Raw genomic sequence first — 12,841 nt, 5'->3', positions numbered from 1 at the left:
GACCACGGAGAACACTTTGATCGACTCCTTTCTGACTTTCCTCGCCAACGGCACCCTGAATTGGGCCTGGTGGCAGATCCTGATTTTCACGCTGGTGATGACGCACATCACCATCGCCAGCGTCACGATTTTTCTGCACCGTTGCCAGGCGCACCGTGCGCTGGACGTGCATCCCATTGCCGGACACTTCTTCCGCTTCTGGCTGTGGCTGACCACCGGCATGGTCACCAAGGAATGGACCGCCATTCACCGCAAGCACCACGCCAAGTGCGAAACCGAAGAGGATCCGCACAGCCCGCAGACCCGTGGCATCCGCAAGGTGTTGATGGAAGGTGCTGAGCTCTATCGCGCCGAGGCCAAGAATAAGGAAACGATCCAGAAGTTCGGCCACGGTACGCCGGATGATTGGGTCGAGAAAAACGTATATTCCAAGTTCACGTGGCAGGGCGTCGGTTTGATGCTGATCCTGGACGTGCTGATGTTCGGCGCGCTGGGCCTGACGGTGTGGGCGGTGCAGATGCTGTGGATCCCGATCCACGCTGCCGGCATCATCAATGGTCTGGGCCACTTCTGGGGTTACCGCAACTTCGACTGCGAAGACGCTTCGACCAACGTGTCGCCATGGGGCATCATCATCGGCGGCGAAGAACTGCACAACAATCACCACACGTACGCCACGTCGGCCAAGTTTTCGGTCAAGTGGTACGAGTTCGATATCGGCTGGGGCTACATCCGCGCGCTGGAAATCGTGGGTTTGGCAAAGGTCAAGAAAGTGGCGCCCAAGGCTCGTTTTGGCGACGTGAAGCCGGTCGACCAGAACACCCTGGAAGCCATCATCGCCAACCGCTACGACGTGATGGCTCGTTACGCGAAGACGGTCAAGACGGCTTACCGCCAAGAGCTGGCCAAGCTGAAGGACTCGCGCGCTGTTGAATACCGTGCGCTGAAGCCCGCTCGCAAGTGGTTCCACCGCGACGAAACCAAGCTGGGCGCGCCGCAGCGTGAGCAACTCTCGCAGATCGTGTCGGACCATTCGGCGTTGCACACCTTCGTTGAGATGCGCCGCGAACTTGGCGCACTGTGGGGCCGCTCGAACGCCACGCGCGAGCAACTGCTGCATCAACTGCAAGAGTGGTGCAAGCGTGCCGAGGAAAGCGGCATCCACGCGCTGCAGGAATTTGCTGTTCGCCTGCGCCGCTACGCCTGAGTTTCTTGTTTCATAGGTGAAGCCCCGCTCCGCAGCGGGGCTTTTCTTTTGGGTAAACTGCCCCCAACTCACATTTTTAACAGGCCGCGACAATGTATCGCGGAGCCAGTCCTCCTCACACGCCGTCCGTTTCATTGCCGCGCCAGCTTCTCGGCGCCCTAACAGCGCGAATGGACGCGGAGACCACCATGGAAACCCAAATCAAGACGGTTGAATTCGAGCGCCCGGATATGCTTTCCGAGGCGCAATCCGGCGCAAGCTGCGTGGCCCACGCCTGGGCCAAGGTGCCGCCGGTGCTGTCGCGCGAGGAACGCGATGAACTGAAGGCTCGCATCAAGCGCCTGCTCAAGGAGCGCGAGGCCGTGCTGGTCGCGCACTATTACGTCGACGCTGACCTGCAGGACCTGGCCGAGGAGACCGGTGGCTGCGTGTCCGATTCGCTGGAGATGGCGCGCTTTGGTCGCGACCATTCAGCCAAGACACTGATCGTGGCAGGCGTGCGCTTCATGGGCGAGACCGCCAAGATTCTGAGCCCCGAAAAAACTGTGCTGATGCCGGATCTGGATGCGACTTGCTCCCTCGATCTGGGTTGCCCGCCGGATGAGTTCGCCGCCTTCTGCGACGCGCATCCGGATCGCACCGTGGTGGTCTATGCCAATACCAGCGCCGCCGTGAAGGCGCGTGCCGACTGGATGGTGACGTCATCGATTGGGCTGAAGATCGTGCAGCACCTGCACGCGCAGGGAAAGAAGATCCTGTGGGCCCCCGATCGTCATCTCGGCAGCTACATTCAGAAACAGACCGGCGCCGACATGCTGATGTGGCAGGGCTCCTGTCTGGTGCACGACGAATTCAAGGGCGTAGAGCTGGACCTGCTGCGTGCCGAGCACCCGAACGCGAAGATTCTCGTGCATCCGGAATCGCCCGAATCGGTGGTAGCGCAGGCCGATGTGGTCGGGTCGACTTCGCAGCTCATTTCAGCAGCGCAGTCGTTGTCAGCACAGGAATTCATCGTCGCGACCGACAACGGCATCCTGCACAAGATGCGCATGGCGGCCCCAGGCAAGCGCTTCATCGAGGCACCGACGGCTGGCAACGCCGCGACCTGCAAGAGCTGCGCACATTGCCCCTGGATGGCGATGAATGCACTGACCAATCTGGCCGAGGTGCTGGAAACCGGTCGTAACGAGATCCACGTTGATCCGGCCATCGGTAAGCAAGCTGTGGTCTGCATCGATCGCATGCTGGATTTTGCCGCGCGGGAGAAAGCCATGGTTCGCCCGCAGGGTGAGCTGGCCGCCAACGCGCAACTCTTTCAAGGAATCGGCCCGGCATGACGGCAACCCAGATGAACACGACGAGCTTTGCCACGGCGGCTCAGGCAATTTTCGATAGCTTTGGGCCGGCACTGCGCGAGGCATTGTCCGCCAACGTGTCTGCTGCGATTGCCGAGGACGTGGGCACGGGTGACCGCACCGGCTTGCTGATCCCTGCTGATCGCCATGCGCGTGCGCGGGTGATCGTGCGCGAAACCGCGGTGCTGTGCGGCACGCCTTGGTTCGATGCATGTATGCACGCCGTTGATCCAACGCTGCGCGTTACGTGGCGCCAGCACGAAGGCGACCGCATGGCGCCCGATTCGGTGGTGTGCGAGATCGAAGGCCCAGCACGGTCGCTGCTGACAGCCGAACGGCCATCGTTGAACTTCCTGCAATTGCTTTCCGGTGTGGCGACGGCGACCTCGCATTACGCCGCAGCCATCGACGGCACGCGCGCCCGCGTGCTCGACACGCGCAAGACGCTGCCGGGCTTGCGTCTGGCGCAGAAGTACGCCGTGCGTATCGGTGGTGGCGAGAATCAACGCCTGGCGTTGTACGACGGCATCCTGATCAAGGAAAACCACATCGCTGCGGCAGGTGGTGTGACAGCGGCCCTGCGTGCGGCGCAGGCGCTGAACGCGGGCGTGACGATCCAGATCGAGGTGGAAACGCTGGCGCAGCTTGAAGAAGCGCTGGCGGCGGGTGCTACCTCCGTGCTGCTCGACAACTTCGAGCCGCCCGCCATGCGCGAGGCTGTGCGCATGACGGCGGGCAAGGCGCTGCTGGAGGTGTCGGGTGGCGTGAACATTGAGTCGATCCGCGCGTTTGCCGAAACGGGCGTGGATCGTATCTCCGTCGGCGCGCTGACGAAGGACGTACGCGCGACCGACTTCTCTTTGCGGATCGTCGAATAAGCCTTAGCGTTTCCGGGCGATTTGCCGATGGGTCGGCTGCATGACCGTCGGCAGCGCCTTGGGCAGCGTCTCGGGATAGTCGCGCGAGAAATGCAGCCCACGGCTCTCATGCCTTGACAGCGCACTGTCGACGATCAGCGACGCGGCCTCGACGAGGTTGCGCAGCTCCAGCAGATCGTGGCTCACGCGGAAGTTGGCGTAGTACTCCGTAATCTCCTCACGCAACAGCGCAATGCGGTGCTGGGCCCGCTCGAGCCGCTTGTTCGTGCGCACGATGCCGACGTAGTTCCACATCATGCGGCGCAGCTCGTCCCAATTGTGCGAGACGACCACTTCTTCATCGGCGTCGGTCACGCGGCTCTCATCCCACGCGGGAATCTGCACCGGCGTCGAGTTTGAGGGCGGTTGCGCGAGAATGTCTTCCGCCGCTCCGCGCCCGATCACCATGCATTCGAGCAGCGAATTGCTCGCCAGCCGGTTGGCGCCGTGCAGGCCGGTGTAGGCCGTTTCGCCCACGGCGTACAGGCCGGCGATATCCGTGCGCCCGAGGTGATCCGTCACCACGCCGCCGCACGTGTAGTGCGCCGCCGGCACCACCGGAATCGGCTGGCGCGTGATGTCGATGCCCAGCTCCAGGCAACGCGCCATGATGGTCGGGAAATGTTCCTTGAGGAACGCCGGGCTCTGGTGGCTGATGTCCAGATAGACGCAGTCCAGGCCACGCTTCTTCATCTCGAAGTCGATGGCGCGGGCGACGATATCGCGCGGAGCCAACTCAGCGCGCTCATCATGCGCCGGCATGAAGCGCGTGCCGTCGGGCAGGATCAGCTTGCCGCCTTCACCGCGCACGGCTTCGGTAATCAGGAATGATTTCGCGAACGGGTGGTACAGACACGTGGGGTGGAACTGGATGAACTCCATGTTCGCTACGCGGCAGCCCGCGCGCCAAGCCATGGCAATACCGTCGCCGCTGGCCGTGTCCGGATTCGTCGTATAGAGATAGACCTTGCCTGCGCCGCCCGTGGCCATCACGGTTTGGCTCGCGGTAATCGTCTTGACGTGGCCCGATGCAATGTCGAGTGCGTACAGGCCATGGCAGCGCATGCCCGGCCGGCCCAGCTTTGCATCGGTAATCAGGTCGATCGCAAAGTGGTCTTCCAGCAGCGTGATGTTCGGGTGGTTGCGTACCTTCTCAACCAGCGTCGTGACCACGGCATGGCCGGTGGCATCGGCGGCGTGGATGATGCGTCGATGGCGATGGCCGCCTTCGCGCGTCAGGTGGAAGCCGAGTTCAGCCTGCTCGTCGCGGGTGAAAGGCACGCCATGTCCGATCAGCCATTCAATGGCCGAACGCCCGTTTTCGACGATGTAGCGAGTGGCGGCTTCATCGCACAGTCCTGCTCCGGCGATGAGCGTGTCGTCGACGTGCTCGTCATGGCTGTCGCCTGAATCGAGCACTGCGGCAATGCCGCCCTGCGCCCAATCGCTGGCGCCTTCCGGCAGGCTGCGTTTGCTGATGACAACCACACGACGGTGATCGGCTAGGTGCAGGGCGACGGTCAGACCCGCCAAGCCGCTGCCAACAACGGCAACATCGAAATTCATGGAAGACGCGGGACGCGGTGCAGGCGCGGCTGGTGAGTAACACAGTCGCGTGTCAATCGGAAAGAAGAGCAGTGTACACCCCAGCATGCGCCAAACAGCAGGCAACAAAAAACCCGCCTGAGAGCGGGTTTTTGCTGTCGGTCATGCCGACGGAAACAAGATGCGCAATCCGCGAAGATTACTTGATCTTGGTTTCCTTGTAAGCGACGTGCTTGCGGGCGACGGGATCGAACTTCATGATCTCCATCTTTTCCGGCTTGGTGCGCTTGTTCTTGGTGGTCGTGTAGAAATGACCCGTACCTGCGGTCGATTCCAGCTTGATCTTGTCGCGTCCGCCTTTGCTGGCCATGTTTAACTCCTAATTAGACTTCGCCGCGTGCGCGCAGGTCCACGAGCACTTCGTCGATGCCTTTTTTATCGATCAGGCGCAGACCAGCGTTCGAGACGCGCAGGCTGACCCAGCGGTTTTCGGATTCGACCCAGAAGCGGCGATTCTGCAGGTTCGGCAGAAAACGGCGCTTGGTCTTGTTGTTTGCGTGGGAAACGTTATTGCCGACCATCGGCGCTTTCCCGGTCACTTGACAGACGCGTGCCATGGAGCACTCCTAACTAAATTCGTTGGCTACAGTTTGCGACCGGGCGCCGGGACCAAAACCAAGCGCAGCGCCACTGTAGAGGTGGGACTTCAGCGAAACGCGGATTATACACACAAAACTGCTGACAAATCAACGAGATCGATGGATTGCCGTTGGGGACCGTGCGATGCCGCATCGGCACTACATTTTGCCGTGTTCGAGGAAGCCATAGACGTGGCCGCGGCCGACGATCATGTGATCCAGGACGATCACGTCGAGCATGGCCAGCGCACGGCGCAGCTCGCGGGTGAGGATGATGTCGGCTTCGCTGGGCTCCGTGATGCCGGTAGGGTGGTTGTGCGCCAGGATCACTGCGGCCGCATTGTGATGCAGTGCGCGCTTGGCGATCTCGCGCGGGTAGACGCGGGCTTCCGTCAGTGTGCCGCGGAAGAGTTCTTCCCAGGCAATGAGCCGGTGTCGTACATCTAGAAAGAAGCAGGCGAACACCTCGTGCGGGCGGTGCCCCAATGTCAGGCGCAAAAAATCCTTCACGCTTTGTGGAGAGTCAAAGGTCTGGCCGTGGGTGAACTCTTCTTTTAGTGCGCGCCGCGCGACTTCCAGCAGCGCGTGCAGTTGCGCGTATTTGGCGGGGCCCATGCCATTGATCGAGGAGAACTCTTGTTGAGAGGCGTGGCACAGCCGGGCGAGCGACCCAAAGTGCGTGAGCAGTTCTCGGGCGAGGTCGACCGCGCTTTTGCCTGGCATACCCACGCGCAGGAAGATGGCCAGCAGTTCCGCATCGGAGAGCGCGGCGGCGCCGTGGGCGAGCAGTTTTTCACGCGGCCGCTCGTGGGCGGGCCAGTCGACGATTGCCATAGGGTTTGGATGAGCGGAGGAAAGGCCCTGCCAGCGAGAGTGCAGTAGGCTTTGCGCCTGCGGCCGCAGGGAGGGCTGACGTACAATAACGGGTTACTTTTTGGTCAAGCAGGTTAAGCGTGCAAAATTTGGTGAACGAGGCGTCCGCGGCGACGCCAAGCGGCACGGCGGGCAAGGTGGTAGGCCCGGATTCCTTTCTGACGCTGCATTACCGCATCGCGCTGGAAAACGACACGGACATCGTCACGACCTTCGATGACAAGCCGGCCACGCTGCTGCTGGGCCAAGGCCAGTTGGCGCCAACGCTGGAGCAGGCGCTGCTCGGTATGCGCGAGGGCGAGCGCACGACGTTCCGCCTGGCGCCCGAGCAGGCGTTCGGTCCGCGTAATCCGGAACTGTTGCAGCGCGTGTCGCTGGCCACGCTGCGCGAGAATTCTTCGTTCGAAGAGGATTACCAGCCGGGCGACCTGGTTGAGTTCAATGCGCCGAGCGGCGGCAAATATGCCGGCGTGCTCAAGGAAGTCGGCGAAACCTCCGCGCTGTTCGACTTCAACCACCCGCTCGCTGGCCAGACGATCGTGTTTGAAGTCCAGCTGATCGGCATTCTTTGATATGAGCAACGCCGTAAACGCCCCGCGCGATCCCATTGATCCTGTCACGCAGGCCGACGCCGAGGTCTTGTTGGCGCAGCCGCGCGGTTTCTGCGCCGGCGTCGATCGCGCCATCGAGATCGTCGAGCGCGCGCTGGAGCTGTTTGGGGCGCCCATTTACGTGCGCCACGAGATCGTGCACAACGCCTATGTCGTTGGCGATCTGCGCAACAAGGGCGCAGTGTTCGTGCAGGAACTCGACGATGTGCCCGTTGGCGGCACGGTCATCTTCAGCGCGCATGGCGTGTCGCGGGCGGTGCGCGAGGCGGCGGAGGCGCGCGGCCTGCGTGTGTTCGATGCAACCTGCCCGCTGGTGACCAAGGTGCACGTGGAAGTCTCGAAGATGCGTGCGCAGGGTTTCGAGATCATCATGATTGGGCACAAGGGCCATCCCGAGGTGGAAGGCACCATGGGCCAAGCCAACGACGGCATGCTGCTGGTCGAATCCGTCGATGATGTTGCGCACCTCGAAGTGAAAGACCCGACGCGTCTGGCGTACGTGACGCAGACCACGTTGTCGGTGGACGAGACCCAGGAGATCGTGGCGGCCATCAAGGCGCGCTTTCCGGCCGTGCACGAGCCCAAGAAGCAGGACATCTGCTACGCGACGCAGAATCGCCAGGACGCCGTGAAGTTTATGGCGCCGCAAGTGGAAGTGGTAATCGTGGTCGGCAGCCCGAACAGCTCGAACTCGAACCGCCTGCGTGAGCTGGCCGAGAAGCTGGGCGTGCCTGCCTATATGGTGGATACGCCGGAACAGGTGAGGCCCGAATGGGTGGCCGGCAAACGCCGCGTGGGCCTGACAGCGGGTGCTTCGGCGCCCGAAGAGCTGGCGCAGTCGATCGTCGACCGCCTCAAGGCGTTGGGCGCGCGCACCGTTCGTCCGCTCGACGGTATCCAGGAAAACATGTCTTTCCCCCTTCCGAGGGGTCTTCAAATCAATTGAATACCTTTATGTAAATACCCACTTAAAAGCGCACAAAAACTGTGCGCCCTAATGCGGTGCATAAAGCGCTTTTGAGGAATCAGCGGCCACTTCTTCCCGGAGTGGCCGTTTTGTTTTGTGCGTTGCAAAACCTCTTCAATGCCGCCGAAGCCTTGATTTACCGTGGCAATCGTCCGCCAAGCCGCATGAATAGGGGGTTTCCCCTAGTCTGGCACGCTTCTTGATAAGGCTATCCGCCGTTCGCGAATGCCTGCGCGAAATGACGCCTGTTTGGGCATTGGGGAAAGCCCGTAAAGCGGCGTAGTTACTGCAAAAATCGTTGTTGCGACGCGTATTGCATCCGCAATAAAAGGGGATACAATTCGCGCGTTTCAAATTGAAACAATCGGCGCGGGGGGAGCGGCCGGGAGGCAGGACGCTCTTCTTGCTCTTGCGAGATCTAGGAGATCACTCATGCAAATTAAGTTTGCCAAAGTTCTGCCGCTTGCGGCTGCCGTGGCACTCGTAGCAGCTTGCGGTAAGAACGAGGAAAAGCCCGCAGACCAAGCTGCTGCACCTGCAGCAACGTCGGCTCCGGCTGCTGCTGCCGGCGGCGGCGAGACCGTCGTCAAGATCGGTCACGCGGCTCCGCTCACGGGCGGTATTGCTCACCTTGGCAAAGACAACGAAAACGGTGCACGCCTGGCCGTTGAAGAAGCCAACAAGGAAGGCCTGACCATCGACGGCAAGAAGATCAAGCTGGAACTGGTCGGTGAAGACGATGCAGGCGACCCGAAGACCGGTACCGCCGTGGCGCAGAAGCTGGTTGACGAGCACGTTGTTGCCGTCGTTGGCCACCTGAACTCGGGCGTGTCGATCCCGGCCTCGAAGATCTACAGCGATGCAGGCATCGTGCAGATCTCGCCGTCGTCGACGAACCCCGACTACACCAAGCAAGGCTTCAAGACGACCTACCGCGTGGTTGCAACCGACGCGCAACAAGGTCCGGCACTGGCGAACTACGCCGCCAAGACCCTGGGCGCCAAGACCGTGGCAATTGTTGACGATGCCACCGCCTACGGTAAGGGCCTGGCCGACGAGTTCGAGAAGACCGCGAAGGCCGACGGCGTGAACGTCGTGGCGCGTGAGGCGACCAACGACAAGGCGACCGACTTCAAGGCCATTCTGACCAAGATCAAGGGCAAGAAGCCGGACGTGATCATGTACGGCGGCATGGACGCCACCGGCGGCCCGTTCGCCAAGCAAGCCAAGGAACTGGGCATCACGGCCAAGATCGTTGGCGGCGACGGCGTGTGTACCGACAAGGTGGCCGAACTGGCTGGCGACGCAATCGACAACATCGTCTGCTCGGAAGCAGGCTTGGCGCTGTCGAAGATGGAGAAGGGCGCGGACTTCGACAAGAAGTACCAAGACCGTTTCCACACGCCGGTGCAGATCTACGCTCCGTTCACGTATGACGCTGTCAACGTGATCATCGACGCGATGAAGCGTGCCAACTCGACCGATCCGGCCAAGATCCTGGCTGCCATGCCGGCAACCAACTACAACGGCGTGATCGGCAACATCTCGTTCGATGACAAGGGTGACCTGAAGCAAGGTTCCATCACCCTGTACAACTACAAGGACAAGAAGAAGACTGTTCTTGACGTTGTGAAGATGTAATCGAAGGGTTATCCGCCCTAAAAACGGCACCGCGACTACCCCTGCGGTGCCGTTTTTCATAGCCTCGCCAATGAAACAAGGCCCTCACCATGGGCGTGTCGGCAGGCCGCTTACCAGCAACCTCACCTTACCCATCCGATTGATCGCATACCTTGCGGGCGCGTCATCCCGTCGCCTACAACAAAGCAAGGCATAGCAGGAGCTGTTCTCATGGATATCTTTATCCAGCAGATCGTGAACGGTCTGGTGCTCGGCAGCATTTACGCGCTGATCGCACTTGGCTACACCATGGTCTACGGTATTCTCGGCATCATCAACTTCGCCCACGGCGATGTTCTGATGGTCGGTGCAATGTCTGCCCTGACCGCCATCAACTTCCTCCAAAAGTACTTCCCCAATCTGCCTAACTGGCTCACGCTGGTGTTTGCACTGCTATTTGCAATGCCGGTCTGCGCTATCGTGGCCTACACCATCGAACGTGTCGCTTACCGGCCGCTGCGCAATGCGCCGCGCCTGGCGCCGCTGATCACCGCCATCGGCGTGTCGATCGTGCTGCAGACGCTCGCGATGATGATCTGGTCGCGCAACCCGTTGAGCTTCCCTGAGCTCTTGCCTTCGAGCCCGATCGATATCGGCTCGACTGGGGCGACCATCACCGGCAAGGAGATCGTCATCATCGTGGTCTCGATCCTGGTGATGATTGGGCTGATCCTGCTGGTTAACCGCACCAAGCTCGGCCGCGCCATGCGCGCTACCGCCGAGAACCAGCGTGTGGCAGGCCTGATGGGCGTCAACCCGAACTTCGTGATCTCCGCCACGTTCATGATCGGCGCTGCGATGGCTGCGGTCGCTGGCGTGATGATGGCGACCAACTACGGCAACGCCCACTTCTACATGGGCTTCATCCCCGGCCTGAAGGCGTTTACCGCCGCAGTGCTGGGCGGCATCGGCAACCTGGCGGGCGCCATGGTTGGCGGCATGCTGCTGGGCCTGATCGAAGCACTGGGTGCCGGTTATATCGGTGATCTGACTGGCGGTGTGTTCGGTTCGAACTACCAGGATGTGTTCGCATTCATCGTGCTGATTGGCGTGCTGCTGTTCCGCCCGTCCGGCATCATGGGCGAACGCGTTGCGGACCGCGCATAAGAAGGGGAGCGCCATGACAGAAAATTTCAAAGCGCCGATGAAGACGCGCGCCGCGCTGTACGGCTTCCTGATCCTTGCGATCTTCGCGCCGTTCATCGTGGGTGCCGCAGGTGGCAACTACTGGGTGCGCGTGCTGGACTTCGCGCTGCTGTACATCATGCTGGCCCTGGGCCTGAACATCGTGGTGGGCTTTGCCGGCCTGCTTGACCTGGGCTACATCGCGTTCTATGCGGTGGGCGCCTACATGATGGCATTGCTGGGTTCGCCGCACCTGTCCAATCAGTTCGAGTGGATCCACAACATGTTCCCCAACGGGCTCCACCTGATTGTCTGGTGGGTGATCCCGCTGGGTGCCGGGTTGGCGGCGCTGTTCGGTATCCTGCTGGGCACACCGGTGCTGAAGCTGCGCGGTGACTACCTCGCCATCGTGACGCTGGGCTTTGGTGAAATCATCCGGATCTTCATGAACAACCTCGACCGCCCGGTGAACATCACCAACGGTCCGAAGGGCATCAACCTGATCGAGCCGGTCAAGATCTTCGGGTTCGACTTCTCGAAGCGCCATGATTTCTTCGGCATCCGCTTCGACTCGGTCTACATGTACTACTACCTGTTCGTGATCCTGGCCGCGATCATCATCATCGTGTGCCTGCGGTTGCAGAACTCGCGTATCGGTCGTGCATGGGTGGCGCTGCGTGAAGATGAAATCGCCGCCAAGGCGATGGGCATCAACACCCGCAACATCAAGCTGCTGGCCTTTGCGATGGGTGCGTCGTTCGGTGGTGTGTCGGGTGCGATGTTCGCGTCGTTCCAGGGCTTCGTGTCGCCGGAATCGTTCGTGCTGTGGGAGTCGATCTACATCCTGGCGATCGTGGTGCTGGGCGGCATGGGCCATATCCCGGGCGTGATCCTGGGCGGCATTCTGCTGGTGGGCTTCCAGGAACTGCTGCGCGCCCTGGCTGAGCCGCTCCAGAACAAGCTGTTCGGTCATGTGATCGTGGAAGCGGAAGTGCTGCGTCAGCTGCTGTTCGGCCTGGCGATGGTGGTGGTGATGCTGTATCGCCCCGCGGGCCTGTGGCCCTCGCCGCGCAAGGAAGACCGTCCGCAAAAGCAGCGGGCTGGTGGACTGTCCCGTATCTGATGGAGGCACGCACATGAGCAACAACAACGTCCTCCTCTCGATCCGAGGAGTCCAGAAGCGTTTCGGCGGCCTGCAAGCGCTGTCCGACGTGAGCCTGGAAATTCGCGAAGGCGAAATCTACGGTTTGATCGGCCCGAACGGCGCCGGCAAGACCACGTTCTTCAACGTCATCACGGGCTTATATACGCCTGACGCAGGCGAGTTCGTGCTGGGCGGCACGCCTTACCAGCCGACCGCCGTGCACGAAGTGGCCAAGGCCGGCATCGCGCGCACGTTCCAGAACATCCGCCTGTTCGGCGATATGACTGCGGCGGAAAACGTCATGGTCGGCCGCCACGTGCGGACCAAGGCCGGCTTGATCGGCGCGGTGTTCCGCACCAAGGCGGCACGCGAAGAAGAGCAGTCCATCGAAGACTGGGCGCACGACCTGCTGGACTACGTCGGCATCGGCAAGTATGCCAACTACACGGCGCGCAACCTGTCGTACGGTCACCAGCGTCGTCTGGAGATCGCACGCGCCCTGGCCACGCAGCCCAAGCTGCTGGCCCTGGACGAGCCGGCTGCCGGCATGAACGCCACGGAAAAAGTGGAGCTCCGTGGCCTGCTCGACAAGATCCGTTCCGACGGCAAGACCATCCTGCTGATCGAGCACGATGTGAAGCTGGTGATGGGCCTGTGTAACCGCCTGACCGTGCTGGATTACGGCAAGGTGATCGCACAAGGCCTGCCGCAGGAAGTGCAGAGCAACCCCGCCGTGATCGAGGCCTACCTCGGCGCGTCAGCGCACTGACGCAGAGGAA

At 61.4% G+C, this 12,841-nt stretch carries 13 protein-coding genes; 9 read left to right on the top strand and 4 right to left on the bottom strand.

Annotated features, from left to right (window positions below):
- Positions 1–16 precede the first annotated feature (16 nt).
- The 3 genes from ACTJK6_RS15220 to nadC all read left to right on the top strand — a co-directional run bounded on the left by ACTJK6_RS15220 (position 17) and on the right by nadC (position 3,440).
- Entirely contained in the window at positions 17–1,207 is a 1,191-nt protein-coding gene (locus ACTJK6_RS15220; protein ID WP_232040799.1) for a DesA family fatty acid desaturase, read from the top strand.
- Positions 1,208–1,395: 188 nt separating this feature from the next.
- Entirely contained in the window at positions 1,396–2,544 is a 1,149-nt protein-coding gene (nadA, locus tag ACTJK6_RS15215; protein ID WP_414560963.1) for a quinolinate synthase NadA, read from the top strand.
- Positions 2,541–3,440 (top strand): carboxylating nicotinate-nucleotide diphosphorylase, encoded by a 900-nt coding sequence (gene nadC / locus ACTJK6_RS15210; protein ID WP_440839496.1) that lies wholly within the window; start codon positions 2,541–2,543, stop codon positions 3,438–3,440. Before nadA ends, nadC begins: the two co-directional genes overlap by 4 nt.
- A gap of 3 nt (positions 3,441–3,443) precedes the next feature.
- On the opposite strand, the gene nadB is transcribed toward nadC, so the two are convergent.
- The 4 genes from nadB to radC all read right to left on the bottom strand — a co-directional run bounded on the left by nadB (position 3,444) and on the right by radC (position 6,496).
- Entirely contained in the window at positions 3,444–5,045 is a 1,602-nt protein-coding gene (gene nadB / locus ACTJK6_RS15205) for an L-aspartate oxidase (protein ID WP_232040796.1), read from the bottom strand.
- 178 nt (positions 5,046–5,223) lie between these two features.
- Positions 5,224–5,394 carry a 50S ribosomal protein L33 gene (rpmG, locus tag ACTJK6_RS15200; RefSeq protein WP_003262397.1) on the bottom strand — a complete coding sequence of 57 codons (171 nt, stop codon included), beginning with the start codon at positions 5,392–5,394 and terminating at the stop codon, positions 5,224–5,226.
- Between the two features lie 13 nt (positions 5,395–5,407).
- On the bottom strand, positions 5,408–5,641 hold the full coding sequence (gene rpmB, locus ACTJK6_RS15195; RefSeq protein WP_004631999.1) for a 50S ribosomal protein L28: 234 nt from the start codon (positions 5,639–5,641) through the stop codon (positions 5,408–5,410).
- Between the two features lie 180 nt (positions 5,642–5,821).
- Entirely contained in the window at positions 5,822–6,496 is a 675-nt protein-coding gene (gene radC / locus ACTJK6_RS15190; protein WP_440839495.1) for a RadC family protein, read from the bottom strand.
- Positions 6,497–6,615: 119 nt separating this feature from the next.
- Here radC and ACTJK6_RS15185 point away from each other — a divergent pair, with 119 nt between their 5' ends.
- The 6 genes from ACTJK6_RS15185 to ACTJK6_RS15160 all read left to right on the top strand — a co-directional run bounded on the left by ACTJK6_RS15185 (position 6,616) and on the right by ACTJK6_RS15160 (position 12,831).
- Entirely contained in the window at positions 6,616–7,107 is a 492-nt protein-coding gene (locus ACTJK6_RS15185) for an FKBP-type peptidyl-prolyl cis-trans isomerase (RefSeq protein WP_232040794.1), read from the top strand.
- Between the two features lies 1 nt (position 7,108).
- Positions 7,109–8,092: a 4-hydroxy-3-methylbut-2-enyl diphosphate reductase gene (gene ispH, locus ACTJK6_RS15180; protein WP_232040793.1), complete on the top strand. Its 984-nt coding sequence runs from the start codon at positions 7,109–7,111 to the stop codon at positions 8,090–8,092.
- 453 nt (positions 8,093–8,545) lie between these two features.
- Positions 8,546–9,754 (top strand): branched-chain amino acid ABC transporter substrate-binding protein, encoded by a 1,209-nt coding sequence (locus ACTJK6_RS15175; RefSeq protein ID WP_232040792.1) that lies wholly within the window; start codon positions 8,546–8,548, stop codon positions 9,752–9,754.
- Between the two features lie 210 nt (positions 9,755–9,964).
- Positions 9,965–10,900 carry a branched-chain amino acid ABC transporter permease gene (locus tag ACTJK6_RS15170; protein ID WP_232040791.1) on the top strand — a complete coding sequence of 312 codons (936 nt, stop codon included), beginning with the start codon at positions 9,965–9,967 and terminating at the stop codon, positions 10,898–10,900.
- A 13-nt stretch (positions 10,901–10,913) separates the two neighbouring features.
- Positions 10,914–12,041 carry an ABC transporter permease subunit gene (locus ACTJK6_RS15165; RefSeq protein ID WP_232040790.1) on the top strand — a complete coding sequence of 376 codons (1,128 nt, stop codon included), beginning with the start codon at positions 10,914–10,916 and terminating at the stop codon, positions 12,039–12,041.
- 13 nt (positions 12,042–12,054) lie between these two features.
- The gene (locus ACTJK6_RS15160; RefSeq protein WP_004632013.1) at positions 12,055–12,831 is read left to right on the top strand and encodes an ABC transporter ATP-binding protein; all 777 of its coding nucleotides are present in this window, start codon (positions 12,055–12,057) and stop codon (positions 12,829–12,831) included.
- Positions 12,832–12,841 lie beyond the last annotated feature (10 nt).

Origin of the sequence: Ralstonia sp. 22086 (assembly GCF_052045975.1) — a bacterium.
GTDB lineage: Bacteria > Pseudomonadota > Gammaproteobacteria > Burkholderiales > Burkholderiaceae > Ralstonia > Ralstonia wenshanensis.
The sequence above is the reverse complement of the archived record's forward strand: the minus strand, read 5'-3'. Positions and strand labels throughout refer to the sequence as shown.

Excerpts from the sequence above, each read along its gene's own strand:
- nadA (WP_414560963.1), top strand. The coding sequence starts at position 1,396 with ATGGAAACCCAAATCAAGACGGTTGAATTCGAGCGCCCGGATATGCTT.
- nadC (WP_440839496.1), top strand. The coding sequence starts at position 2,541 with ATGACGGCAACCCAGATGAACACGACGAGCTTTGCCACGGCGGCTCAG.
- nadB (WP_232040796.1), bottom strand. The coding sequence starts at position 5,045 with ATGAATTTCGATGTTGCCGTTGTTGGCAGCGGCTTGGCGGGTCTGACC.
- rpmG (WP_003262397.1), bottom strand. The coding sequence starts at position 5,394 with ATGGCCAGCAAAGGCGGACGCGACAAGATCAAGCTGGAATCGACCGCA.
- rpmB (WP_004631999.1), bottom strand. The coding sequence starts at position 5,641 with ATGGCACGCGTCTGTCAAGTGACCGGGAAAGCGCCGATGGTCGGCAAT.
- radC (WP_440839495.1), bottom strand. The coding sequence starts at position 6,496 with ATGGCAATCGTCGACTGGCCCGCCCACGAGCGGCCGCGTGAAAAACTG.
- ispH (WP_232040793.1), top strand. The coding sequence starts at position 7,109 with ATGAGCAACGCCGTAAACGCCCCGCGCGATCCCATTGATCCTGTCACG.
- ACTJK6_RS15175 (WP_232040792.1), top strand. The coding sequence starts at position 8,546 with ATGCAAATTAAGTTTGCCAAAGTTCTGCCGCTTGCGGCTGCCGTGGCA.
- ACTJK6_RS15170 (WP_232040791.1), top strand. The coding sequence starts at position 9,965 with ATGGATATCTTTATCCAGCAGATCGTGAACGGTCTGGTGCTCGGCAGC.
- ACTJK6_RS15165 (WP_232040790.1), top strand. The coding sequence starts at position 10,914 with ATGACAGAAAATTTCAAAGCGCCGATGAAGACGCGCGCCGCGCTGTAC.
- ACTJK6_RS15160 (WP_004632013.1), top strand. The coding sequence starts at position 12,055 with ATGAGCAACAACAACGTCCTCCTCTCGATCCGAGGAGTCCAGAAGCGT.